This is a genomic window from Streptomyces sp. NPDC020379, from assembly GCF_044387105.1.
Lineage (GTDB): Bacteria > Actinomycetota > Actinomycetes > Streptomycetales > Streptomycetaceae > Streptomyces.
In genome coordinates, this window is the sequence record NZ_JBIRVR010000019.1 from 1 (window position 1) to 25,254 (window position 25,254).

Annotated in this window: 28 protein-coding genes; 16 read left to right on the forward strand and 12 right to left on the reverse strand. The window is 73.0% G+C overall.

Annotated features, from left to right (window positions below):
- Positions 1 to 180: 180 nt before the first annotated feature.
- Complete coding sequence (locus ACH427_RS23255) at positions 181 to 657, forward strand: VOC family protein (RefSeq protein WP_398872059.1); 477 nt, start codon at positions 181 to 183, stop codon at positions 655 to 657.
- Between the two features lie 403 nt (positions 658 to 1,060).
- Here ACH427_RS23255 and ACH427_RS23260 read toward each other — a convergent pair whose 3' ends face one another.
- Positions 1,061 to 1,384: a plasmid stabilization protein gene (locus ACH427_RS23260; RefSeq protein WP_398872061.1), complete on the reverse strand. Its 324-nt coding sequence runs from the start codon at positions 1,382 to 1,384 to the stop codon at positions 1,061 to 1,063.
- A 179-nt stretch (positions 1,385 to 1,563) separates the two neighbouring features.
- On the opposite strand from ACH427_RS23260, the gene ACH427_RS23265 reads away from it, so the two are divergent.
- Positions 1,564 to 2,103 (forward strand): DUF6328 family protein, encoded by a 540-nt coding sequence (locus ACH427_RS23265; RefSeq protein WP_398872063.1) that lies wholly within the window; start codon positions 1,564 to 1,566, stop codon positions 2,101 to 2,103.
- Positions 2,104 to 2,199: 96 nt separating this feature from the next.
- On the forward strand, positions 2,200 to 3,171 hold the full coding sequence (locus tag ACH427_RS23270; RefSeq protein ID WP_398872065.1) for an LLM class F420-dependent oxidoreductase: 972 nt from the start codon (positions 2,200 to 2,202) through the stop codon (positions 3,169 to 3,171).
- A gap of 19 nt (positions 3,172 to 3,190) precedes the next feature.
- On the opposite strand, the gene ACH427_RS23275 is transcribed toward ACH427_RS23270, so the two are convergent.
- On the reverse strand, positions 3,191 to 4,072 hold the full coding sequence (locus ACH427_RS23275; RefSeq protein WP_398872067.1) for a LysR family transcriptional regulator: 882 nt from the start codon (positions 4,070 to 4,072) through the stop codon (positions 3,191 to 3,193).
- A gap of 88 nt (positions 4,073 to 4,160) precedes the next feature.
- Here ACH427_RS23275 and ACH427_RS23280 point away from each other — a divergent pair, with 88 nt between their 5' ends.
- Genes ACH427_RS23280 through ACH427_RS23295 form a run of 4 tightly spaced genes read left to right on the forward strand, consistent with a single transcriptional unit; the run spans position 4,161 to position 7,621 of the window.
- Entirely contained in the window at positions 4,161 to 4,538 is a 378-nt protein-coding gene (locus ACH427_RS23280; protein WP_398872068.1) for a YybH family protein, read from the forward strand.
- A complete protein-coding gene (locus ACH427_RS23285; RefSeq protein WP_398872070.1) occupies positions 4,535 to 5,719 on the forward strand; it encodes a flavin-dependent oxidoreductase in 1,185 nt (394 codons plus the stop codon). Before ACH427_RS23280 ends, ACH427_RS23285 begins: the two co-directional genes overlap by 4 nt.
- 12 nt (positions 5,720 to 5,731) lie before the next feature.
- Positions 5,732 to 6,409: an alpha/beta fold hydrolase gene (locus tag ACH427_RS23290; RefSeq protein WP_398872072.1), complete on the forward strand. Its 678-nt coding sequence runs from the start codon at positions 5,732 to 5,734 to the stop codon at positions 6,407 to 6,409.
- 42 nt (positions 6,410 to 6,451) lie between these two features.
- Positions 6,452 to 7,621 (forward strand): hypothetical protein, encoded by a 1,170-nt coding sequence (locus tag ACH427_RS23295; protein ID WP_398872074.1) that lies wholly within the window; start codon positions 6,452 to 6,454, stop codon positions 7,619 to 7,621.
- Here the strand turns inward: ACH427_RS23295 and ACH427_RS23300 are convergent.
- From ACH427_RS23300 to ACH427_RS23310, 3 genes are all read right to left on the reverse strand, one after another.
- Positions 7,606 to 9,507: a BTAD domain-containing putative transcriptional regulator gene (locus tag ACH427_RS23300; protein WP_398872076.1), complete on the reverse strand. Its 1,902-nt coding sequence runs from the start codon at positions 9,505 to 9,507 to the stop codon at positions 7,606 to 7,608. The two genes, ACH427_RS23295 and ACH427_RS23300, sit on opposite strands and share 16 nt — an antisense overlap.
- Before the next feature lie 125 nt (positions 9,508 to 9,632).
- Positions 9,633 to 10,655 (reverse strand): alpha/beta hydrolase, encoded by a 1,023-nt coding sequence (locus ACH427_RS23305; protein ID WP_398872288.1) that lies wholly within the window; start codon positions 10,653 to 10,655, stop codon positions 9,633 to 9,635.
- Positions 10,656 to 10,896: 241 nt separating this feature from the next.
- The gene (locus ACH427_RS23310) at positions 10,897 to 11,598 is read right to left on the reverse strand and encodes an NADPH-dependent F420 reductase (RefSeq protein ID WP_398872290.1); all 702 of its coding nucleotides are present in this window, start codon (positions 11,596 to 11,598) and stop codon (positions 10,897 to 10,899) included.
- A gap of 236 nt (positions 11,599 to 11,834) precedes the next feature.
- On the opposite strand from ACH427_RS23310, the gene ACH427_RS23315 reads away from it, so the two are divergent.
- Both ACH427_RS23315 and ACH427_RS23320 read left to right on the forward strand, forming a co-directional pair.
- On the forward strand, positions 11,835 to 12,533 hold the full coding sequence (locus tag ACH427_RS23315) for an AAA family ATPase (RefSeq protein ID WP_398872078.1): 699 nt from the start codon (positions 11,835 to 11,837) through the stop codon (positions 12,531 to 12,533).
- An 85-nt stretch (positions 12,534 to 12,618) separates the two neighbouring features.
- Positions 12,619 to 13,140: a DM13 domain-containing protein gene (locus tag ACH427_RS23320; protein WP_398872080.1), complete on the forward strand. Its 522-nt coding sequence runs from the start codon at positions 12,619 to 12,621 to the stop codon at positions 13,138 to 13,140.
- 28 nt (positions 13,141 to 13,168) lie between these two features.
- Here the strand turns inward: ACH427_RS23320 and ACH427_RS23325 are convergent, their stop codons facing one another.
- Positions 13,169 to 13,711 carry a hypothetical protein gene (locus ACH427_RS23325; RefSeq protein WP_398872082.1) on the reverse strand — a complete coding sequence of 181 codons (543 nt, stop codon included), beginning with the start codon at positions 13,709 to 13,711 and terminating at the stop codon, positions 13,169 to 13,171.
- A 217-nt stretch (positions 13,712 to 13,928) separates the two neighbouring features.
- Positions 13,929 to 14,609, reverse strand: coding sequence for a ScbR family autoregulator-binding transcription factor (locus ACH427_RS23330; RefSeq protein ID WP_398872084.1), 681 nt, complete (start codon positions 14,607 to 14,609; stop codon positions 13,929 to 13,931).
- A 185-nt stretch (positions 14,610 to 14,794) separates the two neighbouring features.
- Here ACH427_RS23330 and ACH427_RS23335 point away from each other — a divergent pair, with 185 nt between their 5' ends.
- The 6 genes from ACH427_RS23335 (at position 14,795) to ACH427_RS23360 (ending at position 19,866) form a co-directional block, all read left to right on the forward strand.
- Positions 14,795 to 16,021, forward strand: coding sequence for an aromatic acid exporter family protein (locus ACH427_RS23335; RefSeq protein ID WP_398872086.1), 1,227 nt, complete (start codon positions 14,795 to 14,797; stop codon positions 16,019 to 16,021).
- A 309-nt stretch (positions 16,022 to 16,330) separates the two neighbouring features.
- Positions 16,331 to 16,864: a ParH-like protein gene (locus tag ACH427_RS23340; protein WP_398872088.1), complete on the forward strand. Its 534-nt coding sequence runs from the start codon at positions 16,331 to 16,333 to the stop codon at positions 16,862 to 16,864.
- Positions 16,849 to 18,006 carry an MAB_1171c family putative transporter gene (locus ACH427_RS23345; protein WP_398872090.1) on the forward strand — a complete coding sequence of 386 codons (1,158 nt, stop codon included), beginning with the start codon at positions 16,849 to 16,851 and terminating at the stop codon, positions 18,004 to 18,006. The genes ACH427_RS23340 and ACH427_RS23345 overlap by 16 nt, the downstream gene beginning before the upstream one ends.
- A 72-nt stretch (positions 18,007 to 18,078) precedes the next feature.
- Positions 18,079 to 18,384: an MTH1187 family thiamine-binding protein gene (locus ACH427_RS23350; protein ID WP_398872092.1), complete on the forward strand. Its 306-nt coding sequence runs from the start codon at positions 18,079 to 18,081 to the stop codon at positions 18,382 to 18,384.
- 147 nt (positions 18,385 to 18,531) lie between these two features.
- Entirely contained in the window at positions 18,532 to 18,975 is a 444-nt protein-coding gene (locus tag ACH427_RS23355) for a CBS domain-containing protein (protein ID WP_398872094.1), read from the forward strand.
- A gap of 267 nt (positions 18,976 to 19,242) precedes the next feature.
- Positions 19,243 to 19,866, forward strand: a complete 624-nt coding sequence (locus ACH427_RS23360; protein ID WP_398872096.1) for a hypothetical protein — start codon at positions 19,243 to 19,245, stop codon at positions 19,864 to 19,866.
- A gap of 83 nt (positions 19,867 to 19,949) precedes the next feature.
- On the opposite strand, the gene ACH427_RS23365 is transcribed toward ACH427_RS23360, so the two are convergent.
- The 5 genes from ACH427_RS23365 to ligD all read right to left on the reverse strand — a co-directional run bounded on the left by ACH427_RS23365 (position 19,950) and on the right by ligD (position 24,086).
- Positions 19,950 to 20,627: an AIM24 family protein gene (locus ACH427_RS23365; protein WP_398872098.1), complete on the reverse strand. Its 678-nt coding sequence runs from the start codon at positions 20,625 to 20,627 to the stop codon at positions 19,950 to 19,952.
- Between the two features lie 70 nt (positions 20,628 to 20,697).
- Positions 20,698 to 20,898, reverse strand: coding sequence for a Fe-S cluster assembly protein IscX (gene iscX / locus ACH427_RS23370; RefSeq protein ID WP_361529405.1), 201 nt, complete (start codon positions 20,896 to 20,898; stop codon positions 20,698 to 20,700).
- Positions 20,899 to 20,987: 89 nt separating this feature from the next.
- Complete coding sequence (locus ACH427_RS23375) at positions 20,988 to 22,193, reverse strand: hypothetical protein (RefSeq protein ID WP_398872100.1); 1,206 nt, start codon at positions 22,191 to 22,193, stop codon at positions 20,988 to 20,990.
- A 311-nt stretch (positions 22,194 to 22,504) separates the two neighbouring features.
- Entirely contained in the window at positions 22,505 to 22,900 is a 396-nt protein-coding gene (locus ACH427_RS23380) for an SH3 domain-containing protein (RefSeq protein ID WP_398872102.1), read from the reverse strand.
- A gap of 154 nt (positions 22,901 to 23,054) precedes the next feature.
- Complete coding sequence (gene ligD, locus ACH427_RS23385; RefSeq protein WP_398872104.1) at positions 23,055 to 24,086, reverse strand: non-homologous end-joining DNA ligase; 1,032 nt, start codon at positions 24,084 to 24,086, stop codon at positions 23,055 to 23,057.
- Positions 24,087 to 24,183: 97 nt separating this feature from the next.
- Between ligD and ACH427_RS23390 the strand changes: the two genes are divergently transcribed.
- Complete coding sequence (locus ACH427_RS23390; RefSeq protein ID WP_398872106.1) at positions 24,184 to 25,254, forward strand: ATP-dependent DNA ligase; 1,071 nt, start codon at positions 24,184 to 24,186, stop codon at positions 25,252 to 25,254.

Consider the following 25,254-nt stretch of genomic DNA (forward strand, 5'->3'; position numbering starts at 1 on the left):
TGTTGCTGGGGGTCTGGGGCGGCAGCCCCCACGCGGCGGAGCCGCACATCAGACACAGCCGGGAAGGGGCGGAGAGGGGGAAGCCCGCCGCAGGCCCCGAACCCAAAACCCCGAACGAGTAGCGCCCACCCCGCCCCGGTGTCACCGTACGTACAGAACCCCTCACCAACGGGAGGCCCCGTGCCCCGCATCACGCCCACCCTCTGGTTCGACACCAACGGCAAGGACGCCGCCGAGTTCTACGTATCGATCTTCCCCAACTCCGAGATCAAGCGCGTGCTGCACTACGGCGAAGCCGGGCCCCGGCCCGCCGGGAGCGTGTTGACCGTGGAGTTCTCGCTCGACGGGCAGGATTACGTCGCCCTCAACGGCGGGCCGGAGTTCACGTTCGACGAGGCGATCTCACTGATGATCAACTGCGCCGACCAGGAGGAGGTCGACTACTACTGGACCAAGCTGTCGGCGGGCGGTGAGGAAGTGGCGTGCGGGTGGCTGAAGGACAAGTACGGGCTGTCCTGGCAAGTCACACCGATCGAGCTGCTCTCGCTGATCAACGACCCGGACCCGGGGCGGGCGCAGCGGGCCATGCGGGCGATGATGGGCATGAAGAAGATCGACCTGGCGGAGGTGCGGGCCGCGGCGGACGCGGCCGGATAGCGGGAGAGGCGGCGCGGATCGACCGAACTGGCCTGCGCCGCAAGGCCGGTGGCCTCCCCACGGGTTCGCCGCGCGCCGCACCTTCCCCGGCGCGCCCGCCCGCGTCCCGTCGCCCTTCCGGGATGGAACCGCCGGCTTGTCCCGCCCGCCGCCGTCCCTTCATCTCGCCATAGGTAAGGCGTTTGCCTGGAGCGGCTTCAACCGCGCTGGCGACGTCGCTCGGCCTGTCCGGAACGGCGTCGGCGCTCCCGTTCCGGGTGGCGATCGTCATGCTGGGGCCGGCGGGCGGCCCCTCTCCCCCGCCGTGCGCGCCCCTTCGTCACCACGGCGCGGGTCTCGGCCAGGAATGCCGCGGCCGCCGCTGTTCCGGTGGGTCGTGCTCCGCATGGGAAGGCGGCGCGCGTCAGCGTCCCAGGGACCGTTTGAGCTCCGACTTGTTCATCGAGGAGCGGCCGTGGATGTTGCGGCGCTGCGCCTCCGCGTAGAGCTGGTCGTAGGTGGGACCCTGGGCGCCGCTGTGGGAGCGCTGTCCGCCGCGCTTGGACGAGGACATGTCCTGCGTGGAGCTCTTGCTCGCGGTGCGGGACTCGCCGGACCGGGCGCGCTCCTTGTTCACGGTGCGGGCCGCGATCTCCTTGGCCCGCTTCGTGCTCTCGCCGCGCTGCTCGGCGCTCTCCTTGATGTGCTCGTACTGGCGCTCGCGCTTGGGGCTCGATCCTCGCGGCATCTCTCTCGCTCCTCAGCGGCGCCCGGGCTCCGTGCCCGGCGCTCGTACGGGGAAGTGGCTTCGTCCGTCCCACATTGGGACGCGGCGGCCACGGACGCAACCGCTCCATTCCGGGGCATGGCGGAGGCTGGACGGGGTACCCGGCGCGCAGGCGAGGGCTATCGGGTGACGGGAACGCCATGGCAGCGAGTGGAGCGCGGGACGAGCCGGGAGCGTCCGGCCCGCCCGCCGAGCCCGGGGAGCCGCCGCGGCGCGGCCGCCACGAGACGCCGGACGAGGGGGCGGACCGGCGCTGGAGCGAGCTGCTCCAGGAGGTGCGGGTCACCCAGACCGGGGTGCAGATCCTCTTCGGCTTCCTGCTGACCGTGGTCTTCACCCCGCGGTTCGCCACGCTGGGCCACACCGACCGCGTCATCTACGTCGTCACGGTGGTGCTCGGCGCGGCCACCACCGGGGCGCTGGTCGGGCCCGTCTCCTTCCACCGGATCGTCAGCGGCCGGCGGCTGAAGCCGCAGACGGTGGCCTGGGCGGCCCGCCTGACGATGACCGGCGTCGTCCTGCTGCTGGCCACGGTCACCTCGGCCCTGCTGCTCATCCTGCGCATCGCGCTGCACAGCGCGGCCGTGCCGTACGTGGTCGCCGGGGTGGTGGCGTGGCTGGTGCTGTGCTGGTTCGGGCTGCCCGGCTGGGCGCTGCGCCGCTACGGGCACCGGGAGTAGCCCGGCATCCCGTACGCGGACACCGTGACCGGGGGTTTCCGTGGCGGCCGGATGGTTACCCGGTGGCCGAGAGCCGCCCTCCAGGAGGTCACCCCGATGACGGAATACGGCTATTTCCTCTCCAGCGAGGAACACGGGCCGGACGAGCTGGTCGAGCAGGCGCGGATGGCCGAGCAAGCGGGTTTCACCAAGCTGTGGATCTCCGATCACTACCACCCGTGGAATGCGGAGCAGGGCCAGAGCCCCTTCGTCTGGTCGGTGATCGGCGCGCTGTCGCAGGCCACGTCCCTGCCGGTGCAGACGGCCGTGACCTGCCCGATGATGCGGCTGCACCCGGCCGTGACGGCGCAGGCCGCGGCCACCTGTGCTGTTCAGCTGGGCGGGCGGTTCCGGCTCGGGGTGGGCAGCGGGGAGGCGCTCAACGAGCACATCCTGGGCGCTCCCTGGCCCCAGGCGCCCGTCCGGCTGGAGATGCTCCAGGAGGCTGTCCATGTGATGCGGCTCCTGTTCGAGGGCGGGGAGGTCAGCCACCACGGCAAGCACTACACGGTGGAGAACGCCCGGCTGTACACGGTGCCCGACGAGCCCGTGCCCATCGACATATCGGCGTTCGGCCCAGCGGCGACCGAGCTGGCCGGGCGGATCGGGGACGGCTTCATCACCATGGCGCCGGACGGTGAGGCGGTGGACCGCTTCCGGCGCAGCGGTGGCGGGGTGAAGCCCGCGCAGGCCGGGCTGAAGGTGTGCTGGGGGCTGGACCGCGAGCAGGCGGTCCGTACGGCGCACCGGCTGTGGGCCAATGAGCAGCTCCCGGGCGAGCTGCCCCAACTGCTGCCCACGCCCCGTCATTTCGAGCAGGCCAGTGAGCTGGTGACACCGGAGCAGGTGGCGGAAGCGGTGGTCTGCGGCGACGACCCGGAGGCGCACGTCGAGGCGGTCACGACGTACGTGGAGGCGGGTTTCGACACGGTCTACGTCAACCAGATCGGCCCCGACCAGCAGGGTTTCTTCGACTTCTACCGCACGAAGGTGCTGCCCCGGCTGCCGGGCCGCGAGGAAGGGGCGTAACGGTCCGGCCGGGATCCGGTCAGCCGCCCAGCGTCGTCCGGGCCCGCGCCACGAGCGCGCGGCCCGCCGGGCTCGCCGGGCCGTCGGCGCGCCAGGCGAAGGCGAGGCGGCCGCGGAGCGCCGGGCGGTCGATCGTGATGCTGCGCAGTTCGTCCGACCGCGCGTCGGCGAACGCGCCCGGCAGGATCGCGGCACCGAGGCCGCGGGCGGCGAGCTGGGCGAGGACGCCGGGGTCGCTCGCCTCGAAGGCGATCCTCGGGGTGAAGCCCGCGGCCGCGCAGGCGTCGTCGAGCCGGGTGCGCAGGCCCGTGCCCCTGGGGAGGCTGATGAGGTCGCGGCCGCGCAGGGTGTCGACCGAGATGGTCCGGTGGATGGCGAGTTCGTGGTCGTGGGCGACCGCGGCGACGATCGGCTGGTCGTCGACCACCCGGATGTCGAGTCCGGCGGGGGTGGTGCCGCCGATGCTGATGAGGGCGGCGTCGAGGAGGCCCGCCCGCAGGTCTTCCATGAGCCGGTCGGAGTTCGCCTCGGTGAGGGTGATGTCCACCGCCGGGTGGTCGTCGTGGAATCCCGCGAGCAGGCCGGGCAGGTCGACGTCGTGCGAGGTCACGGTGCCCACGGCGACGTGGCCGCGGAGAAGTCCGGTGAGTTCGTCGACGGCGAGCCGGGCGCCTTCCACGGCGGCCAGCGCGGCCCGGGCGTAGGGCAGGACGGCCTCGCCCGCCTCGGTCAGCCGCACCTCGCGGCCCGAGCGGTCCAACAGCGCCTGGCCGAGCTCCCGTTCGAGCTTGCGGATCTGGGCGCTGACGCCCGGCTGGGCCACGTGGGCCTTCTCCGCGGCGCGGGTGAAGTTGCGCTCCTCGGCGACGGCGACGAAGTAGGCGAGCTGCCGGAGTTCCATAACTGTTGATTCTAGCGGTCAGACAAACCATCTCTTGGACTTCTGATCATCACTGCCGGAGGGTGGAAGCGAGAGAGAGGAAGTCACCATGACCGCGCACCGAGAGCACCGTGCACCCGCCCACACCCCCGAGGACCTGGCCCGCTTGTTCGTGGAGCGCGCCAACGCCGGCGACGCCGAGGGCCTGGCCGCGCTCTACGCGCCCGACGCCGTGCTCGCCTTCCCGCCCGGGACCGCGACGGTCGGCAGAGAGGCGATCCGCGCCGTGTGCGAGCGGATGCTCGCCCACGCGCCGCTGCCCTTCGTGGTGGAGGAGCCCATGCCGACGGTCCGCTACGGCGACCTCGCCCTGACCTCCACCCGCCCGGCGGACGGCACGGGCGGCCGCGTGCAGGTGGCGCGCCGCGAGCCCGACGGCACCTGGCTGCGCGTCATCGACCGCCCCGAGATCCCGGCCGGCCGATGACCGTGCTCATCGCCGGTGCCGGCATCGGCGGCCTCACCACGGCACTGAGCCTGCACGCGGCGGGCATCGACGCGGTCGTGGTGGAGAGCGCCCGGGAGATCCGCCCGCTCGGCGTCGGCATCAACCTCCTGCCGCACGCCGTACGCGAACTGACCGAACTCGGCCTCGGCGACGCCCTCGCCGGGACCGGGGTGGCGACCACCGAGATCGTCCACTGCGACCGCCACGGCCAGGAGATCTTCTCCGAGCCGCGCGGTCTCGCACAGGGCTACCGCTGGCCGCAGTTGTCGGTCCACCGCGGCGAACTCCAGCTGCTGCTCCTGGCCGCGGTGCGCGAACGGCTGGGCACCGGCGCGGTCCGTACGGGGCTCCGCCTGACGTGTTTCGAGGAGGTGGCGGGCCGCGTACGGGCCGGCCTCCTGCACCGGGCGACGGGCGCCACCGGCGGCATCACCGCCGACGCGCTCGTCGGCGCCGACGGACTGCGCTCGGTGGTACGCGCCCGGCTGCACCCGGGCGGCGGGCCGCTGCTGTGGTCGGGCATCCGCATGTGGCGGGGCACGACGCGGGCCGAGCCGTTCCGCGCCGGGCGTTCCATGGCGATCCTGCGCGACGGGGACACCCAGCTGATCGCCTATCCGATCGGCCGGGGCCGGATCAACTGGGTGTGCCAGGTGCGGGAGTCCGCGCCCGCGCCCCTCGCGGAGGAGGCGGGCCGCCACCGTACCGCCCGCGCGGCGGACGTGCTGCCGCACTACGCGGGCTGGCGGCTCGGCGAGCTGGACGTGCCGGCCCTGCTGGCGGGCGGCGAGGAGATCCTCACCTGTCCCATGGTCGACCGCGACCCGCTCCCGGCCTGGGGCCGCGGCCGCGTGACGCTGCTCGGTGACGCCGCGCACCCGATGTATCCGGTGGGCGCCAACGGCGCCTCCCAGGCGGTCGTCGACGCACGGGTGCTCGCCTACGAACTCGCGCGCGCCGACGGCGTGGCCGAGGGGCTGGCCCGCTACGAGGAGGCCCGCCGGGAGCCGACGTCGGCCGTCGTCCTGGCCAACCGCACAATGAACCGTGCCACCGTGCGGGACCCGCACGACCTGGCCCGCATCACGGACACCTACCGGCACACCACCGGGAGCGACGTGGACGTGCTCAACGCCCGCGCTTCCCTGACGCCCCGTTAGAAGGAGTTACCCATGGCCACGTTCGTACTCGTTCCCGGCGCCTGGCACGGCGCCTGGTGCTTCGAACCGCTCGCGCGCGAGCTGCGGCGGCACGGACACGAGGCGTACCCGGTCACGCTGACCGGGGTCGGGGGCCGGAAGCACCTCCTCACGTCCTCGGTGAATCTCGACACACACATCGACGACGTGGCGAACCTGCTGGTGGACGAGGACATCACCGACGCGGTGCTGGTCGGGCACAGCTACGGCGGCATGGTGATGACGGGCGCCGCCGACCGGATGCCCGAGCGCGTCGAGGGACTCGTCTACGTCGACGCCTTCGTCCCCGCCGACGGCGACTCCTGCTGGACGCTGGCCAACGCCCCCGTGCGGGACTGGTACCTGCGGGGTGTGGGGGCCCTGGGCTACGCGACCGCGCCCCTGCCCTTCCTCGACCCCCGCGCGACCCCGCACCCGCTGGCGTCCCTGCTCCAGTCGATCCGCCTGCGGGGCGGTCTCGACCGGGTCCGGCGCAGGTATTACGTGTACGCGGAGCGGTGGGAGCCGGAGACGCCGTTCCGGCCCACGTACGAGCGGCTGCTCGGCGATCCGGCGTGGCAGGTGCGTGCGGTGGCGTCCACCCACAACGTCATGCGGGACGCGCCGGACGAGCTGCTGAAGGTGGCGCTGGAGGCGGCCGGCACCGACTGAGGCCGACTACCGCGGCGGCGCGCGCTCGTTGAGGCTGGTGTCATGCGAACTCCCCGCCGCGCGGCCCGGCTGCGCTCCCCCGCCATGGTGCTCTGCGCCCTCGTCGCCACCTGCGCCCTTCTGCCGCCCACGGCGCATCCGCCGCAGGTCACCCGGGTGCGGGCGGACACGGTGCTCGACGGGGCGTTCACCGGATATGCCGAGCGGGACCGTTCGCCGGGGCACTGGACCGGCGGCGACAGCACGTATTCCGTGCCCGCGCCCAAGGGCGAGCTGTGGGTCTTCTCCGACACCTTCCTCGGCACCGTACGCCCCGACGGCTCGCGCTCCCCCGTCACCGGGCGCGGCTCCACACCCTTCGTGCACAACAGCTTCGTCCTCTGGAACAGCACCGGCCCGCACACCGTCACCGGGCGGGACGCGGCCGGCAGGCCCACGTCCCTCGTGTCCGGCTCGGGGCCCGACGACTGGTACTGGGCGCGGGCCGGGATCCCCGGCCGCGGCGGTGTCCAGGTCGTCTACGCGCACTACGCGCGCACCGGGCCCGGCCCCCTGGACATGGCCTGGCGGGGCAGCGCGCTGGGCCGGTTCGGCCCCGGCGGCGGACCCGGGCCCGGGCCGCTGACGCCACTGCCGTCATCGGCCGGTGTCTCGTGGGGCGCGTGGCTGTCCCGGGAGGGCGGGCACACCTATGTCTACGGCACCGAGCGGGCCCCCGGCCTGGGCAACCACCTCCACCTGGCCCGCGTCGCCGGCTCCGATCTGCGCGGGCCCTGGCAGTTCTGGACCGGCCGCGGCGGCTGGTCCCCCGACGAGCACCGCTCCGCCCGGCTGTCCGGGCCCGACGGTGCCGCGCTGCGCACCTCGGACGAGCTGAGCGTCGTGCGGCACGGCGCCTGGTACGTCCTGTGCACCCAGCGCGTGGACCTGCCGTTCAGCGCGGAGGTGCAGCTCGCCTGGTCGCGCACGCCCGACGGGCCGTTCACCCGGCCCCGTACGGTCTTCACCGCCCCGGAGGCCGGACCGGGCGGCACCTACCGCAACCGGAACGTCTTCGCCTACAACCCCCACGAACACCCGGAGCTCGAGCGCCGCGACGAGCTCGTCGTCTCCTACAACGTCAACAGCCTCGTCCCGGACGACGTCATCCACCACGCGGACATCTACCGGCCCCGCTTCCTGCGCATGACCCTCGGTCACACCCGGCCGTAGCCGCCCGCGCCCTGACCGGCGGGCTCTCCCCGTGTGCCGGCCCGCGTGCCGAGGGCGCGGGCGAAGTCGCGCAGGAGGCCGTGGTAGCGGTAGCGCCCGGGGGCGGGGGTCTCCAGCATCGAGGCGTCGGCGAGGGACTCGGCGAGTTCCTCCGCCTTCTCGCGGGGCAGGCCGAGCAGGGCGGCGACGGCGTCGAGCGGCAGGTCGGGGGTGTCCGGGACGGCGAGCAGCCGGAAGGCGCGCGCCTGCGCCGGCTCCAACCGGTCGTAGCCGGAGCGGAAGACGGTCTCCACCGCGAGGTCGCCGGTGCGCAGGAAGTCGAGGCGGCGCCGGCCGTCGGCGAACCGGGGGAGGATTCCGGCGAGGGTCCAGAACGGGCGGTGGACGAGCCGGGCGGCGGTGATCCGGACGGCCAGGGGCAGGTGGCCGCAGGCGGCCAGCAGTTCCCGGGCCGCGGGCTCGTCGGCGCGCACGCGGTCCTCGCCGACGAGCGCGGTGAGCAGTTGGAGCGCCTCCTCGGGGCCGAGGACGCCCAGTTCGGCGGGGTGGGCCGTGGTCAGGGAGGTGAGCCGGGCGCGGCTGGTGACCAGCACGGCGCAGCCAGGTCCGCCCGGCAGCAGGGGACGCACCTGCCGGGCGTCCCGCGCGTTGTCGAGGACGAGGAGGACGCGGCGTCCGGCGAGCACGGAGCGCAGGAGGACGGACCGCTCGGTGAGCCCGGCGGGCAGCGCGTCCCGGCGGATGCCGAACGCCCCGATGAAGGAGCCGAGGATCTCCTCGGGCGGCGTGGGCCGGCCGTCCTCGCCGTGCAGGTCGGCGTAGAGCTGACCGTCGGGGAAGTGCGCGGCCAGGGAGTGGGCGAGGTGGACGGCGAGTTCGGTCTTGCCGACGCCGCCGAGGCCGCAGACGACGGCGACAGGCGTCCCGGGGGCGAGCAGGGCCCGGCGCAGCGCGGCCTTCTCGGCCTGCCGTCCGCAGAAGTCCGCCGATTTGGCCGGGAGTTGCCTGGGGGCGGGCAGGGATGTGGGCGGCAGGGCGAAAGGCTCCGGCGAAGGGGCGGCGGGCGGCGCGGCCGCAGGCGCCTCGGACGCGTTCGCGGTGGCGCGGAGGGGGCCGGGGGCCGGCGCGAGGGCGGGGTCGGCGGCGAGGATCCGGCCGTGCAGTTCCCGCAGCTCCGGGCCGGGTTCGACGCCGAGCTCGGTGATCAGGGTGCGGCGCGCGGCGGCGTACGCGTCCAGGGCCTCGGCCTGGCGCCCGGCGCGGTAGAGGGCGAGCATCCGCAGGTGGGAGACGCGCTCGCGCATCGGGTGCGCGTCGGCCAGCTCGGCGAGCTCCCCGGTGATCCGGTCGTGGCGGCCGAGCTCCAGCTCGGTCTCCAGGCGGGCTTCGAGGAGTTCGAGGCGGCGCTCGGCCCAACGGGCGCGCTGCCGTTCGGCGTACGGGCCGGGGAGTCCGGGCAGCGCCTCGCCGTGCCACAGCGAGAGGGCCTGCCGCAGGGCCGTCAGGGCCGCTTCCGCACGGCCGGCGGCGCGGTGGCGGGCGGCCTCGGCCGCCAGGCGTTCGCATTCCGCAGCGTCGACGGACCCGGGGGCGGCATCGACGCGGTAGCCGCCCGCGTCGGGGCCGATGGTGCCGTACCCCAGGATCCTGCGCAGCCGGTAGGCGTAGGTGCGCACGGTGCCCAGGGCCGCGAGGGGCGGCCGCTCGCCCCAGAGGGCGTCGACGAGTTCCTCCGCCGGGACGGTGGTGCCGGCGCGCAGGAGCAGCACGGCGAGGAAGCAGCGCTGCTGGCGCGCCCCCAACGGCAGCTCCGTGATGCCCTGCCAGGCCCGTACCGGCCCGAGGACGGTGAATCGCAACGGATCCGCGGGTTCTTCCCCACCCATGCCCAAAGCCCCTGTCCCCCTCAAGAAATCCCTGGTCACAGGGTAAACGGGCGTGGTCCGTGCCCCGGCGGACGAGAAAGCCGCGAGACCGGGGGCGGTCTCGCGGCTTCGGGTGGGGCGGCGCGTCAGGAGGCCGGGACCGGGTCCGACAGCTGCTCGCTGATCCACTGGATGGGCCCCTGGCCCATGCTCGGGACGTAGGTGTAAGCGTCGTGCTTGCCGCCCTCGATCACCTTCACGTTGGTGTGGACCGGGCCCTTGCCGTAGGTGGCGACGAACTTCTTGACCCCGTTGATCGTGATGGGGTCCTCCCGGGTGCCGTACTGGAACGCGATGTAGACCTCCGGGCCGCCCTTGGCGATCAGATCCTTGGCCAGCAGCTCGGGGTTGTTCTCGTCCATCTCCTTCTTGTGGCCCTTCCACAGCGGGGAGTCCGGGACGATGTCCGGGCCGGAGGCGATGGCCGCCTTGAAGCGGTCGGGGTGCTTCAGGACGGCCTTCATGCCCGCGAAGCCGCCGGAGGAGGAGCCCATGAAGGCCCAGCCGTCACGCGACTTGATGGTCCGGAAGTTCTGCTTCATCAGGTCCGGGACGTCGTCGGTGAGCCAGGTGCCCATCTTCGGCTGGCCCGGGATGTCGCTGCCGTCCCAGTACGTCCCGTTGTTCTTCGGGTTCAGCACCGGCATGGCCAGCAGGAAGGGCTTGCTCTTGCCCTCGGCGTACCACTTGGAGATGGACGACTGGAGCTTGAGGTTGGTGCCCATCCAGTAGTTGTCCGGGAAGCCGGGGCCGCCGGGCAGGGCGATGAGTACGGGGAAGCCGCTGTTCGCGAACTTGGCCTCGCCGTACTCCTTCGGGGCCCAGACCCAGACCTTGCCCGTGAAACCGGACTTCTTGCCCTCCAGGGTGGTCACGGCGATGTGCGTGCCGTCGCCCAGGGTGTTGACGTTCTTGAACTCGGCCTCGGGTCCGGTCGGCATCAGGACCTTGGAGTCGGCCACGGGCTGCGCGCCGTTGTTCCCGCCGGCCTGCCCGCCGCTGCCCGCGGGCGCCTGCTGGCCGAAGCTGACCTTCTCGCCCTTGTCGGAGAACGGCCCGATCTTGAGATAGTCGAGCACGCCCCCCGTGAGCAGTCCGAGTACGGCTATGGACGCCACAACGATGGTCCATCGTTTGGCGCGGGATGCACGGCGGTGGCCCCGGGACTGGTACGCCCCGGAAGGTGAGTGCGTCATCGCGTCGCTCCGGATGATGCTGCTGCCCCGAAGGACATGATGGTCTGTTCCGTCCTACTGGAGCGTCTGCCCCCGCCACAGGTTCCCACCGAAGATCGTGACCTTGGTCATCCCGGGTGCGGACCGCGGCCCGGGGACCGCGGTCCCGGTGAAGTCAGGCGCGCCACTCCGCGGTGCGCTCCGGCGTCGCCTCCGCCAGCAGCTCGCGTACCGTCTCCGCGCCGGCCGCCACCCCGTAGACCGGCTTCCCCGGCTGCTGGCGCCAGGAGTCGTCGAGGCCGCCCGCGTCGACCGTGTCGAAGCCGATGCCGTCCACGAGTTCGCGGACGATCCGCTTGGCCTCCGGGTCGTCGCCGGCCACGGGGAGGGCGATCCGGTCGGGGTCGCCCGCGGGCCGGGGGCGGTCGAGCAGGTCCTGGGCGTACGTGCCGTTGAAGACCTTGACGACCGGCCGGCCGAGGTGACGCTCGGTCCAGCGGCTCTCCAGCAGCCCGTCCTCGATCTCGGCGATGCGGCCGTCTCGCTGCTGGGGGTAGTAGTTGCCGGTGTCGATGACGACCAGGTCGTCCGGCGCGTCGGCGAACAGCCCGGCGGGCAGGCCGGGGACGTTCCTGAGTGGCACGGTGACGATGACGACGCGCGCGCCGCGCGGGGCCTGCTCGACGGTGACGGGCGTGGCGCCGGTCTCCTCGGCCAGTGCGGTGAGGGTCTCCGGACCGCGGGAGTTCGCGATCGCCACGTCGTGGCCGGCGGCGGTGAGCAGCCGTGCGAGGTTGCCGCCGATGTTGCCCGCTCCGATGATGCCGATCTTCATGTGACGCACCTTCCGTGTCGCGCTACGGGTCGGCCGGCGGATGTCGCGGGGCTCCGGCCGTCACGGGATTAACACGGGAAGCGCGTCAACTGTTTCCGTCCCCGCCGCTCACCTCCGCGCGGCGGAGCGGAACGGGCGGGCGCTCGCGCGGGTCAGGAGTACGCGGCCGCGGCCGACATGCCGCGCCGGGTCATCGCCGGCCTCGGGCGCGACAGCGGCTTGCCGTAGCTTGGGCCGTGCCCGGCGGACGTGGGCATCGATGCGGGCAGGGGGCGGTAGTGAGCGATACGAGCGGGTCAGGCATAGCCACCGGGGCACCGACGGGGCGGCTGCGGCCGCGTGGCCTGGTGGACTTCCGGGGCGCGGACGGCGCTCCCGCCCTGCTGTCCTATCCGCCTGGTGCCGTGGTCGTCGTCTCGGGCCTGCCCGGCAGCGGCAAGAGCACCCTGCTGCGCCGCTGGGGCAAGGCGGTCACCTCGGTGGATCCGCGTGACGTCCACGAGGCGTGCGAGGCGGTGATGCCCGCGCGGCTGCCGTACGCGGTCTACCGGCCGTGGGCGCGGCTGGAGCACGTCCGGTGGCTGCGCGCGGCCGTGCGCTCGGGCGGCTCGGTGCTGGTGCACGACTGCGGCAGCCGCCCGTGGCTGCGGCGGTGGCTGGCCCGGACCGCCGGGCGGCGGGGGCGCGAATTGCACCTGGTGCTGCTGGACGTCGGCGCGGCCGAGGCCCTGGCGGGCCAGGACGCCCGGGGCCGGTGGGCTCCGGGCCGGGTCTTCGCCCGGCACGACCGGCGGCTCGCGGTGCTCCTGCGATCGCTCTCCGGCCCGGGCGGGGCGGGCGCCGTCCCGGAGGCGGCCTCGGTCGTCCTGCTCGACCGGGCCTCGCGGCAGCGGGTGGCGGCGGTGGAGTTCGTCCCGGAGGGCGCGGGCGTCCCCGGCCCGCGGGCCGCTCCCGCCGCGTGCCGGGAGGGCGCGTAAGACTTTCGTCATCGCCGTCCCGGAGCGCGGGCGCCACCGCGGCCCGTTGGAACCACTGACAGCGCACGGCTTTCAGGAGGACGAGATGGGACGCGTACGGCGGATGCTCGGCAGGCCGGTCGTGGTGGGGCTGCTGGTGGCCGGGCTGGTGGCGGTCGGCGCGGGGGTGGCCTGGTTCCAGCCGTGGAAGCTGTGGGTGGACACCACCGTGCGGGAGACCGTGCCCGCGGCGGCGGACGCGCCGGGGCGCGGCCCCAGGACCCTGGCCGTGGGCGAGCTGATCAGCCATGAGCACAGCACGAGCGGTACGGTGCGGATCCTCGAACTGCCCGACGGCACGCGCGCCTTGCGCCTGGAGAACCTCGACACCAGCAACGGCCCGGACCTGCGCGTCCTGATCACCGACGCCCCCGTGAAGGAGGGCCGGGCCGGCTGGTACGTCTTCGACGACGGCGCCCACCGGAGCCTCGGCTCCCTCAAGGGCAACAAGGGCGACCAGAACTACGCCCTGCCCGCCGGCCTGGACCTCGGCCGGTTCACGAGCGTCAGCATCTGGTGCGACCGCTTCGACGTCTCCTTCGGCGCGGCCGCGCTCACCCGCGTCTGACGCGGGGCCCGGACGCGCCGTCCGCCGGTCAGGCGCCTCCCACCTGTGTGGTGGCGGCGACCGGGGCGGTGCCCGATATCGAGCAGGCGACGGTGACGCCGAAGACGTGCACGGTGGCGTCGCCGGGCGAGAAGGTCGCGGCGCCCGCGTTGTCGAGCCGGGCCGACGCCTTGCCGCCGGTCACCGTGACCGGGGTGCCGCTCGGGATGGCGTCGGAGTTGGTGAAGCCGGTGGCGGTGACACTGCCCGTCGCCGCGCCGCCGAGGTCGAGGTTCAGCTCACCGCTCACGCTCCCGGCCGGGATGTCGACGGGCGCGGTGAGCGTCGTGATCACATCGACGGTGACATCCGCCGTGCCGCCCTGCTCGACACTGGCCGGAGCCGTCACGGCGATGTTCAGGGACTGCACGCCGCTGGGGGCGCCGGGCCCGGTGCAGGTGTACTGGACGGCGACGGTGTCGGCCAGGGCCGGCGGTGCGGCGAGCCCGACACCGACGCCCGCGAGAACGGCGGCCATGGCCACGCCGGCGAGGGCGCGGGGGCGGGTGGGGGGTCTCTTCGTCGTACGCATCGTGTGCTTCCTTCCTGCCCGGGGTGGGGTGGCCGGGCGGACACGAAAAGCGGAGTGACGTGTACGCGTCATGAGTCCCACGGGGCGGCGGAGAAGTCAACAGCCGAACACAAAACCAACCGGCTGGTTTTCTCCTGCTTCGGACGGGCACGGATGGGTGGCAGACATGCGAATGGCCGGGCCGCCCCCCGCGTGGCCCGGCCAAGTCAGATGGGGGTCAGCCCTGGAGGGCCTGCCCGTCCCCCTCCGCGGCCGCGCGCGCCCGCTCCTTGTGCGCCTCCCAGATCCGGCCGCCGCGGTCCGGCGCGGTGTCCAGCCGGCCCAGGACGCCGGGCACGGCGATGCTCGGCAGGAAGCAGTCGTAGAGCATCGCGATGCGGTCCTCCAGCGCCTCGCCGTCGCCGGCCGCCGCCGTGGCGACGATCTCCACGCCGGTCCACGCGCTCACGAAGAGCACCGAGATCTGCCGCGGATCGACGTGCGGCAGCAGCTCGCCCTGCTCCTTCGCCGCGGTCAGCATCTCCGCGAGATAGTCGATCCACCCCGCCCACGACGTGCCGAACAGCTCCCGCGCCCTGCGGTCGGCCGACAGCCGGATCGGGGCGCTGAGCAACGGCTCCTTCGGCAGCCGGTGGGCGAGCACCATGCCCACGTCCACCCACTCCTGGACCTTGGACTCCTGCGGTATGACGCCTTCGGTGGTGATCGCCGCCTCGAGGACCCCGCGCGCCAGTTCCTCCTTGGACGCGAAGTGGAAATACAGCGCGCCCTTGGTCACGCCCGCCCGCGAGAGGATCTCGGCGATCGTCGCCGACTCGTACCCGAACTCGTCGAAGACCGCACCGGCCGCTTCCAGGATCGTGCGGCGGGTCTGGATCGCCCGCGCCTGTTTCGCCACGAGGGCACCTCCTGTATCGCACGAAAATAAAACCGGCCAGTTCGTATCTTATCATCGGCGGCCGGACCCCCGGCCGCCCCTGGACGCTATCGCGTACGGGAACCGGCCCCGCCACGGGCGACCGCCCGGGTGGCACCACGGCCGATCGGGTGTCCGAGGGGGTGGTGAACGGGAAGGGGCACAAGGTGCCTGCGCTCTCCGACCCCCTGACCACACTGGTGCGGCGCGGCCGGGAGCCGGCGGTCGTGCAGACGGTGCGCTCCACGCTGGCCGCGGTCATCTCCTATGTGGTGGCCCTGTCGCTCAGCCGGGAACCGGCGCCACTGACCGCGCCGCTGACCGCGCTGCTGGTCGTGCAGGTGACGCTCTACGCCACCCTGACCACCGGCATCCGCAGGGTGAACTCGGTGGTGGCGGGCGTGCTCATCGCCATCGGCTTCAGCGTGCTGGTGGGGCTGACGTGGTGGAGCCTCGGGCTGATCATCCTCGCGTCGCTGGTCATCGGGCGGTTCGTGAAGGTGGGCGAGTTCGTCCCCGAGGTGGCGATCAGCGCGATGCTCGTCCTGGGGGTCACCCGGGTCGCGGAGACCTCCTGGGACCGGGTGCTGGAGACGCTGATCGGCGCGGTCGTGGGCCTGCTGTTCAACGTCCTCTTCGTGCCGCCGGTCTGGGTGCAGCCCGCCGGGGAGGCCATCGAGGACCTGGCGGGCCGGATGCGCCGGCTGCTCCAGGACATCGGGCAGGAGATCAGCGGCCACACCACCGTCGCCGAGGCGGCGGCCCGACTGCACGAGGCGCGGAAGCTGGACCACGACATCGTCGAGGTCGACGCCGCGCTGCGGCAGGCGGAGGACAGTCTGCGGCTCAATCCCCGGGTCCGGGAGGGCCTGTTGTTCCGGGTGGTGCTGCGCACGGGTCTCGACGCGCTGGAGATCTCGGCGGTGGTCCTGCGGGTCGCCGCCCGGACGCTGACCGACCTGGCCAAGGAGCGCACCGACGAGCCGCTGTTCACGGCGGACGTGGCCGAGGCGCTGGAGGAGGTCTTCGACCGGCTCGCCCTCGCCGTGCAGAGCTTCGCGGTCGTCATCACCACGCACGTGACCACGAACGCGGAGGACGCCGAGGTCCGGCTGGGCGAGGCACTGGCCGCCGGGCGCGCGGCCCGCGACCGGGCGGCCGACCTGCTGCTCGACAAGGTGCTGGAGCATCCGCGCCAGTGGCAGCTGCACGGGGCCCTGCTGACCGAGATCGACCGGATCCTGGACGAGCTCGACGTGGAGAAGCGCACACAGCGCCTGGTGGAGGAACTCGACCACCGTTCGCGGGAGCAGCGGGAGCGCCATCCCGTCCTCGACAGCCTCAAGCGCCGCCTGCGCAGCAGCCGTTTCGGCCGCCGCAGCACCCTGGGCTGAGCCGGCCTCGCGCGCGGCGCGGGAATACGGCCGATATGACGGGAAGTTGGCCTGGCCGTACGGACCGTGACGGTCAACTATGTGTCAAAACCTGGCAGGAGACCCAGTGACGATCTACGATCACACCGGCCGGGGGGCAAGTGCGAAGGGGCTCGTGATGCTGCCAGGAACTGTCCGGGGGAAGGGACAGCGAGGGAGCCGCACCGCGCGCTTCCCCGGCCGTCGCGGTCTCACGGTGACACCGTGACGCGCCGCGGATACCGGGTTCTCTGTCCCCCCGTCCCGACCCTTCCTGGAGAGCCGACCGAGATGCACTGGAGGCGTCTGCGCCGTCGATGTCAGCAGGTCATCGGCGGTATTCCGATCCCCGACCCGTTCTCCGCCCAGGAGTTGTGCGCCCGGCTCGCGGTCGAGCGTGACCGGCCGCTGCGGCTGCTGGCGCTGCCCACGCCGACGGTTCCCGGCACCCCGTCGGGCATGCTGCTGTCGGTGGACACGGAGGACTTCGTGCTCTACGACGCGCAGACCAGCCCCCTGCACCAGGAGCACATCATCGTGCACGAGATCGGGCACCTGGTCTGCAACCACCGCTCCGCGGTGGACGACCAGGAGCTCTACCGCCACCTCGACATCGGCGACCCGCGGTCCGTGCGGCAGGTGCTGGCCCGCATCCGCTACGGAGACGAGCAGGAACAGGAGGCGGAGATGATCGCCACGCTCATCCTGGAGGCCGCCGGGCGGGTCCCCGCGCCGACGCTGCTGTCCGGGATGCTGGGCGGGCTGGAATCGGCCATGGGCCTGCGGACCGGCCACCGTGCGGGGGCGTCGTGTTCCACTCGTTAGACCAGCCCTGGGTGGAGAACGCCGGCATCGCCGCCCTGTGGACGGTGGCCGTCGTCCGGGCCCCGCAGGGCATCCGGCACCGCGAGCAGCGGCCGCTGTGGTTCGCGCTCGTGATGATCGCGCTGGCGATGTCGATGCATCTGGAGCCGGTCACCGACGTGCTGGCGCGGGTGATCGCGGACGCGCACTGGATCGACCTGTCCACGCACCTGTTCAGCATCGTCGACGCGGCGGCGGTGCTGTGGTTCATCTTCGGCGCGGCGGGGCGGCAGCGCCGTACGGCCCCCGTGTTCGGGGCCGCGCTCGCGGTGATGGTGGCGCTGGTGCTGCTGGACCTCGGCGGCCCCCCGCACGCACGCAACCAGATCGCCCCGTCCCGGGACATCGCGAGCGTGCCGGACGCCTATTGGTGGGTGTTCTTCGCCTTCCACCTGACCGCCGACACCACGTGCGGCATCGTCTGCTGGAGCTACGGCCGCAGACCGGGCACGCCACGGCTGCTGCGCCTGGGCCTGCGGCTGTTCGGCACGGGCATCCTGCTGGCGTCCCTGCTGTGGGTGCTGAAGCTGTTCTATCTGCAGACGCGGTCCATGGTCTTCGCACCGCTGTTCTCGCCGGTCACCGGCGTGGAGGCGGCGTTCATGGCGCTCGGGGCGGCGCTGCCCGTGCTGGCCCTGGTCCGGGACCACTTGCGGGACCGCAGGTCGTACCGCGGACTGGACCGGCTGTGGCAGGACCTGACGGCGACCACGCCGGACGTGGTGCTGCGCCCGGGCAACCGGCTGGGCGCCGCGGCCGTGCCGCTCCAGCTGCTGCTCTACCGCAGGGTGATCGAGATCAGGGACGCGATGATCGTGCTGCGGAACTACGTGACCCCCTCGACCCTCGGCGTCGTCCGCACGCACGTCACTGGCCAGGGCGTGCCCGAGCCCCTGGTCGACGCGCATGTGACGGCGTGCTGGCTGGCCGCGGCCCTGCACGCCAAGCGCTCCGGGCAGGACCCGCAGGCCCAGACCGCCAATCTGGCAGGGCCGGGGGCGCAGGACCTCGCCGACGAGATCGGCAGCCTGCTGAAGGTCGCGTCGGCGTACCGCTCGCCGGCCGTCCACGCCTACCGCGCTTCGCTCGGCGACCCGGTCTGACCCGGCCCGCGCCCGACACCTCTCACCGCTTCCCGTCACTTCCCGTCACTTCTCGTCAAAGGAAAAAGCACCGTGCTCATCGCCTTCACGCTGACGCCGCTGGGCGTCGGGGAGTCCTTCCCGGAACACATCGCGGACGCCGTGCGGATCATCCGCGAGTCGGGGCTGCCGACCCGCTCCGACGCGATGCACACCACGATCGAGGGCGAGTGGGACGAGGTGATGGACGTCGTCAAGCGCGCCACGGAGGCCGTCGCCGCCAAGGCGCCACGGGTGCAGCTCGTCCTCCAGGCCGATCTGTGGCCGGGGATGGAGCGTCCGCTCGACGGCAAGGTCGAGCTCATGGAGCGGCACCTGCCGGGCTACGGCACGCCCTGAGGACCGGCGTGGCGGCGTTGGGCCATCCGTGTTGCGATGGAGGGAGCGAAGGGCCCGCCGCCCGGCCGGTCCGCGGTCCGGGGCCCGAGGGACGGACGGCCGGAGCCCGACGCACCCCATCGTCGTGCGCGCAAGTCAGGAGCGATCATGGCTACGAGAAAGCAGCTCAAGGCCCGCGAGATCATGTCCGCGGGTGTGCAGTGTGTCGACGAGCAGCAGTCGCTGGCCGACGCGGCGGAGATGATGCGTGACCTGGCGGTCGGCTGCCTGCCCATCTGCGGTTCCGACAACCGTCTCAAGGGCCTGATCACCGATCGCGACATCGTCGTGAAGTGCGTCGCCGAGGGACACGACCCGGCGGGCATGAAGGCCCGCGAGCTGGGCTCGCAGTTGCACTGGATCGATGCCGAGGCGGACGCCACCGAGGCGCTGGAGACCATGGAGCGCCACCAGATCAAGCGGCTCCCGGTCATCGACGTCCGCGACGACCACCGTCTGGTCGGCATGATCACGGAGGCGAACCTCGCGAAGAACCTCAGCGACGAGCAGATCGCGGAGTTCGCGGCGAGGGTCTACGCCACGGCCCACTGACCCGCTCCCCTGACGGGCTTTCGGCTGATCGGCCGACAGGGTGTCACCCTCCTACCGGACGGACCATCAGGTTCCGGGAGGACCGCTGGCACCTCGTCAAAGGGCGCTGTTTCCAGGGGAAACGGAGGTGTCGCGGGGTTTCTGACGGAGGGAAAGACGGCGACCGGAGCGGCCGCGGGTTACCCCCTTGGCCGCTGTCCGATTGCGGGGTCCTGGGGGCGGCCGCAAGGTGATCGTGAAGATCCCTCCGCTCCAAGGAGTACGTCCATGCCCGCTCCTCGCACCACCGGCCTCGCCCTCGTCACGGCAGCGTGCGGCACCGTCGCGCTCGTGATGACGACCTCTCTGGCGACGCCCGCACCCGCGGCTCCCCCGCACATCACCAAGACCGCGGTCACCAGACCTGCCGCACCGGCGGCACCGGCCGGACTCGCCGCGCCGGCACCCGACGCACTGCGGCGGGCCGCCGCCGACGCGGTAAAGACCATCGACAACAACGCCATCACCGCTGCGAGCACGACGGCCGCGCAGAACTGCGACGCGGCGCAGCCGGCGCCGCAGAAGGACGTCCGCGACTGTGCCGCCGTCAAGGAGAACCTCACCAAGCTCACCACCGCCCGGGCCGCTCTCCAGCAGCAGGCGACGGCCGCGGCGCCCGACGTCAACGCCATCGCCGGGGCGACGACCGGCGCGGTCGGGGCGACGGCGCAGCTCGCCAGGAACGACCTGTCCGCCACCCCCGACACCCGCAATGCGAACGGGCACTTCGGCGGCGGTGGCCTGCTGAGTGTGGCGACCAGGCTCGTCGGCGGCCTCGTCGAAGCCCTCCACCCCGCGGTCTACGGCGTGACGGCCCTGCTCGACGGCCTCCTCAGAACCCTGCTCACCTGACAACCGTCGAGGAGCGGCGGCCCGTTCAGCTGGACCCGACCGGACAGCGACGAGGCCGCCCTCCCGGGGGGGCGGCACCCCCGTCAGTGCCCGCCGGTGCGCTCCGGCTTGGCCTCGCTGGGCCGCACGATGACGTGCCCCTGTCCCTCCAGCTTCAGCTGCACCGCCTCACCCGATCCGCCGCGCAGCATGGAGCCGAGGCTCTGCGAGCGGTGGAGGGAGGTGTGCAGGCCGGTGGTCCAGCCGACGACGGCGTCGGTGTCGACGAAGACCGGGGCGTCGGGGGTGACCGGGATGACGATGGGGTTGCCCTCGCAGATGACACCGAGCTTGCCGTGGCCGGTGAAGACGGAGTTGAAGATGCCACCGCCGGTCATGCCCGCGCCCTTCACGACCTTGATCTCGTAGGAGAGGGTGGGGTCGAAGCAGAGGACGTTGCGCCCGTTGATGGTGAGGCTCTGCCCCGGCGCGATGTCCGCGATGAAGCAGTTGGCCGCCTCGTGCGCGAACCACACGTCGCCCTGGCCCTTGACGGTCATCAGCGCGAGGCCCTCGCCGGTCACGGCGCGCTTGAGGAAATTCCCCACGCCCTGACCGAGCTTCTCGAACTGGAGGTTGCCGCGGAAGGCGACCATCGCTCCCTGGCGCGCGTAGCACTCGCCCTGGACGACGTACTTGATGGACTTGGCGTTCTGCAGGGTCATGCCCGGCGCGGCGGCGGGCTGAACCATGTTCTCGGGGGCGAAGAGGTCGCTGTGCATGAGGAGCATGATCCATGGCAGCCCGCCGATCGCCAAAACGCGGCCCGGCCAGGGCGGTCGGGCGCGGTCGTCAGCCCATGCCCATCCGGTCGAGCCAGGCCAGCTGGATGGATTCGAGGATGCGCAGATTCACCCGGGTGGGGTCGCCGCTGAAGCCGCTCAGCCCGGCCACCCGGTCGCGCAGATCCAGGAAGTCGACCTTCAGGGGCTCCGCACCGGGGTGCTTCTCGGCGAGGCCCGCCGCGATCCGATCGATGTCAGTCCACTGCATGGGCTGAAGTGTGTCCCACCCGGCCCGCCGGGTCCAGGCCACCACCCACCGCTCTTCCCTCCCACCCGGCCCGGCGGCGGGCCGGTGCCTCAACGGGCGGCGGCGGGCGGCACGTCCTGGAGGGTGCGCAGGTGCGTACGGACGTGATCGGCGGCGCCCTCGCCGCCGGGCACCCGCTCCCACAGGGCGAGCAGCCCGGCGGCCAGGCCGGGCGCCCGCTCCCCGCTGTGCTGCCAGCAGTAATGGGCCCGTCTCACCGCGGCGACCGCCTCGGCGTCGCCGGTCCCGCCGCGCTCCAGCCGGGCGCGCGCGGCCGACATCCACAGCTCCGCCGCCCGCCCGTGATCACCCGCCAACCTGGCCAGATCGGCCCGCACTTCGGTCCAGAGCCCCGCTTCCGGGCTGTGCGGACCGTGCCGGCGCAGTGTCTGCTGCTCCCACGCGGCGGCCATCGCGGCCGCCTCGTTGTGCCGCCCGGCGCGGGCGGCGGCGAGGATCCCGGCCAGCGGGTCGTCCTGCGCGGGCGCCGCCGCCACGGGCACGGATACGGGCACGGCGTCGGCGGGTGCCCGTACGGCGACGGGCACGGGCGTCAGGGGTGTGAGGGCGGGTGCCGGTACGGCGTCGCGGACCGGCGCCCGCTCGGGCGTGGGGGCCGAACGCACCTGGTGGGCCGTGTTGTTCAGGACCGGTCCTGACATGCCGTAGGCCAGGGCCAGCGCCCGGCCTTCCAGCCCCGACTCGGTGAGCGCCCACCGGTGCACCGCCTCCGCGTCCACGGCGGGCCCCGCGCCCGGGCTGCCCGCGCGCAGCACGCCGAGGAAGGAGCGGGTGTAGGGGCCGGCCTCCTGGGCGGGCGCGGGCGGTGCGGGAGTGACGACACCGAACAGCGCGATGCCCTCCGACAGTTGCCCGCTCCCCGCGGCGTCGGCGACCTTCGGCCAGGTGGCGGCGTCGGCCTCGACATCGGCCACCAGCAGCACCGGGCCCTGGTGCGCGCCGAGTGTGCGGGTCAGCCACGCCCAGGGCAGTCCCGTATAGCGGACGCTGCCCGGAGTGCTGCCCGACAGGGCCAGGTGCACCTCGCCGCCACCGCGGCGGCGCGAGGAGGAGACCATCAGCCGTCCGGTCACCCAGACCAGGAGCGGTCCGGGGCCCGCGGCGGCGTGCTGGAGGTAGGCCAGTACGTTCTGCTGGCCCGCGGCGCCGGGCAGTTGGACGACGTCGACCGCGTCCGCCGACACGAGCCCCCGTGGATCCGCCCCCACCACCGCGTGCAACGTGGGATTCGGCACCGCACCACGACGCCGGTCAGGCGTGCCGTCCAGCAACAGCACACAACCCCGACTCGGGTGATTCACAGCCCACATCCCTCCGGCCTGACCGCTCTCCCCAGCCGCACCCCCGCCACCCCGGGCGGTACGGTGAGGCAACAGCAACTGTAGAGGCCATGGCCCTCATCGGGGGCGGGATGCCCCACGGCCACCGCGCCCGGGGCGCGCCGAAATCCGGCCCCTGCTACCGGAATCGGTGCGATCCGGGCGCGGTGACCGCGGTCGGGAAGGGGCGGCGGCGCCTCGCGCCGCCGCCCCGGCCGTTCCGCGCGTCAGCCCATCGCGGCCCGGACGGTCGGGCTGTCGTCCATCGCGGTGTGGGCGACCTCCCGGCAGAGCGGGACGTTGCCGGTGCTGGTGACGTACACCGCGCTCACCCAGGTCGGCCGGTCCTTCAGCTGGTACCACACGTTGTTGCCGCTGACGTCCTGCGCGCGGACCTTGCAGCGCAGCGCGGCCTTGGTACCGCGGGCGAGCGTGGCCCGCACCGGGGCGTCGATGCTGGGATAGGCGCGCTCGTTGAGGCCGGTCGTGCTGCTGATCGTGCCGAAGGGCTTTCCCGGTACCGGTACCGGTGCCGACGCGTGTACGGGCGTGGCTGCCAGCATTCCCCCGGCCAGCACGGCCACCGAGAATGCCACGCCACGGGCCACGAGTGTCTGGGTCATAAACAGCTCCCTGTTGTCCGGAGTGGATAACGCACTGCCCAATTTCCCACCCCCCAACCAGAGGTAAACCGGAATAAACAGAGACATACCCATCCAGACCTGATGACCGCCGGACCGGGACCCTCCGCCCCGGCCCCGGCCGGGTGACGGTCGGTCAGTCGCCGGACGTGTCCGGCGGGGCCTTCTTGCGGGCGCGGCTGGGCTGGACCCGCTTGGGCTCGCCCTTCATCTTGGGGTGCTCGGGCGGATAGGGCAGGTCGCCCAGCCCGTGCTCGCGCTCGTCGCGGTCCGCGAGCTCCAGGGCCGCCTCCAGGCCGCAGGGCTTCTCCTCCATGCCCGCGTGCACGTCGCCCACCCGCGCGTAGCGGTCCGGCATGCTGCCGAGGTCGAAGTCCTCCGGGACCGCGCTCGGCACCTCGTCCCACGACAGGGGCGCGGACACCGGGGCGTGCGGGCGGGGGCGTACGGAGTAGGCGCTGGCGATGGTGCGGTCGCGCGCAGTCTGGTTGTAGTCGACGAACACCTTCTCCCCGCGCTCCTCCTTCCACCACTTCGTGGTGACGCTCCCCGGCATCCGCCGCTCCAGCTCGCGGGCCACGGCGATGGCCGCGCGCCGCACCTGGACGAACGTCCACCGGGGCAGGATCGGCACGAAGACGTGCAGGCCGCGCCCGCCGGAGGTCTTCGGCCAGCCGGTGAGCCCCAGTTCCTCCAGCACGCCGCGCAGCTCCAGGGCCGCCCGCACCGCGTCGGCGTACGACGTGCCGGGCTGCGGGTCCAGGTCGATGCGCAGCTCGTCGGGGTGCTCGGTGTCCTCGCGCCGCACCGGCCAGGGGTGGAAGGTGAGGCACCCGAGGTTCGCCGCCCACACCACGGCCGCGACCTCGCGGGGGCACAGCTCGTCGGCGTAGCGGCCGCTCGGGAAGGCGATCCGGCCGGTGGGGATCCAGTCGGGGAGGTTGCGGGGCGCGCGCTTCTGGAAGAACGACTCACCGCCGACCCCGTCCGGATAGCGCTCCAGCGTCGTCGGCCGGTCCCGCAGCGCGCGGACGATCCCGTCCCCGACGGCAAGGTAATAGCGGACCACGTCGTATTTGGTGAAGCCGCGCTCGGGGAAATACACCTTGTCCGGGTGGGAGATCCGCACGACCCGTTCACCGATGGTGAGTTCCATTGCCTCGCCCATGCCCTCACGCTAAGCGCGCCCCCGGCGGCCCGCCACAACACACCGCGTGGGGGAGGCCGACAGGCGCGGAGATCCACGCACCCGCACAATCGCGCTCATGGAACTCCCCGTCATGCCGCCGCTGCGGCCGATGCTGGCCAAGACGGCACCGGCCATTCCGCCCGGCATGCAGTACGAGGCGAAATGGGACGGCTTCCGGGCCGTCGTCTTCCGCGACGGCGACTCCGTCGAACTGGGCAGCCGCACCACCAAGCCGCTGACCCGCTACTTCCCCGAGCTCGTCCGCGCCCTGCTCGACGGGCTGCCGCCGCGCTGCGTCGTGGACGGCGAGATCGTCATCGCCCGGGACGGCCGCCTGGACTTCGACGCCCTGCTCGAACGCATCCACCCGGCGGCTTCCCGCGTCACCCGTCTGGCCGAGGTCACCCCGGCGAGCTTCGTCGCGTTCGACCTGCTCGCCCTCGGCGCCGACTCGCTGCTCGACGCCCCGCAGCACGCCCGCCGCGAGGCACTGGAGAACGCGCTCCGCGACACCTCATCCCCGCTGCACCTCGCTCCGGTGACCCACGACCGGGCCACGGCCCAGGCGTGGTTCGAGCAGTTCGAGGGGGCCGGCCTGGACGGTGTCATCGCCAAGCCGCCGGACCTCCCCTACCGGCCGGGCGAACGCGTCATGATCAAGGTCAAGCACGAGCGGACCGCCGACTGCGTGGTCGCGGGCCTGCGGCTGCACAAGAGCGGCCCCGTCGTCGGCTCCCTGCTGCTGGGGCTGTACGACACGACGGGCCGGCTCCAGCACGTCGGCGTGTGCGCGTCGTTCCCCATGCGCCGCCGCCAGGAGCTGATGACCGAACTCGCGCCGCTGCGCATGGAGTCCGCCGAAGGCCACCCCTGGCAGCAGTGGACGGACCCGCAGGCGCAGGCCACGGGCAGACTGCCGGGCGGCCCGTCGCGGTGGACGGGGACCAAGGACCTCTCCTGGCTCCCCCTGCGCCCCGAGCGGGTCTGCGAGGTCGCCTACGACCACCTCCAGGGCGACCGCTTCCGCCACACCACCCAGTTCCGCCGCTGGCGCCCCGACCGCGAACCCGGACAGTGCACGTACGCCCAACTGGAGGAAACGGTCCGTTTCGACCTCGCCGACGTCCTCGGGAACGGGGCCGCGTAG

What these genes read in the sequence shown, in the direction of transcription:
- ACH427_RS23260 (WP_398872061.1), bottom strand. Translation starts at nt 1,384, where the DNA reads ATGCCGCGAGGATCGAGCCCCAAGCGCGAGCGCCAGTACGAGCACATC.
- ACH427_RS23265 (WP_398872063.1), top strand. Translation starts at nt 1,564, where the DNA reads ATGGCAGCGAGTGGAGCGCGGGACGAGCCGGGAGCGTCCGGCCCGCCC.
- ACH427_RS23270 (WP_398872065.1), top strand. Translation starts at nt 2,200, where the DNA reads ATGACGGAATACGGCTATTTCCTCTCCAGCGAGGAACACGGGCCGGAC.
- ACH427_RS23275 (WP_398872067.1), bottom strand. Translation starts at nt 4,072, where the DNA reads ATGGAACTCCGGCAGCTCGCCTACTTCGTCGCCGTCGCCGAGGAGCGC.
- ACH427_RS23280 (WP_398872068.1), top strand. Translation starts at nt 4,161, where the DNA reads ATGACCGCGCACCGAGAGCACCGTGCACCCGCCCACACCCCCGAGGAC.
- ACH427_RS23285 (WP_398872070.1), top strand. Translation starts at nt 4,535, where the DNA reads ATGACCGTGCTCATCGCCGGTGCCGGCATCGGCGGCCTCACCACGGCA.
- ACH427_RS23290 (WP_398872072.1), top strand. Translation starts at nt 5,732, where the DNA reads ATGGCCACGTTCGTACTCGTTCCCGGCGCCTGGCACGGCGCCTGGTGC.
- ACH427_RS23295 (WP_398872074.1), top strand. Translation starts at nt 6,452, where the DNA reads ATGCGAACTCCCCGCCGCGCGGCCCGGCTGCGCTCCCCCGCCATGGTG.
- ACH427_RS23300 (WP_398872076.1), bottom strand. Translation starts at nt 9,507, where the DNA reads ATGGGTGGGGAAGAACCCGCGGATCCGTTGCGATTCACCGTCCTCGGG.
- ACH427_RS23320 (WP_398872080.1), top strand. Translation starts at nt 12,619, where the DNA reads ATGGGACGCGTACGGCGGATGCTCGGCAGGCCGGTCGTGGTGGGGCTG.
- ACH427_RS23325 (WP_398872082.1), bottom strand. Translation starts at nt 13,711, where the DNA reads ATGCGTACGACGAAGAGACCCCCCACCCGCCCCCGCGCCCTCGCCGGC.
- ACH427_RS23340 (WP_398872088.1), top strand. Translation starts at nt 16,331, where the DNA reads ATGCACTGGAGGCGTCTGCGCCGTCGATGTCAGCAGGTCATCGGCGGT.
- ACH427_RS23355 (WP_398872094.1), top strand. Translation starts at nt 18,532, where the DNA reads ATGGCTACGAGAAAGCAGCTCAAGGCCCGCGAGATCATGTCCGCGGGT.
- ACH427_RS23360 (WP_398872096.1), top strand. Translation starts at nt 19,243, where the DNA reads ATGCCCGCTCCTCGCACCACCGGCCTCGCCCTCGTCACGGCAGCGTGC.
- ACH427_RS23365 (WP_398872098.1), bottom strand. Translation starts at nt 20,627, where the DNA reads ATGCACAGCGACCTCTTCGCCCCCGAGAACATGGTTCAGCCCGCCGCC.
- iscX (WP_361529405.1), bottom strand. Translation starts at nt 20,898, where the DNA reads ATGCAGTGGACTGACATCGATCGGATCGCGGCGGGCCTCGCCGAGAAG.
- ACH427_RS23380 (WP_398872102.1), bottom strand. Translation starts at nt 22,900, where the DNA reads ATGACCCAGACACTCGTGGCCCGTGGCGTGGCATTCTCGGTGGCCGTG.
- ligD (WP_398872104.1), bottom strand. Translation starts at nt 24,086, where the DNA reads ATGGGCGAGGCAATGGAACTCACCATCGGTGAACGGGTCGTGCGGATC.
- ACH427_RS23390 (WP_398872106.1), top strand. Translation starts at nt 24,184, where the DNA reads ATGGAACTCCCCGTCATGCCGCCGCTGCGGCCGATGCTGGCCAAGACG.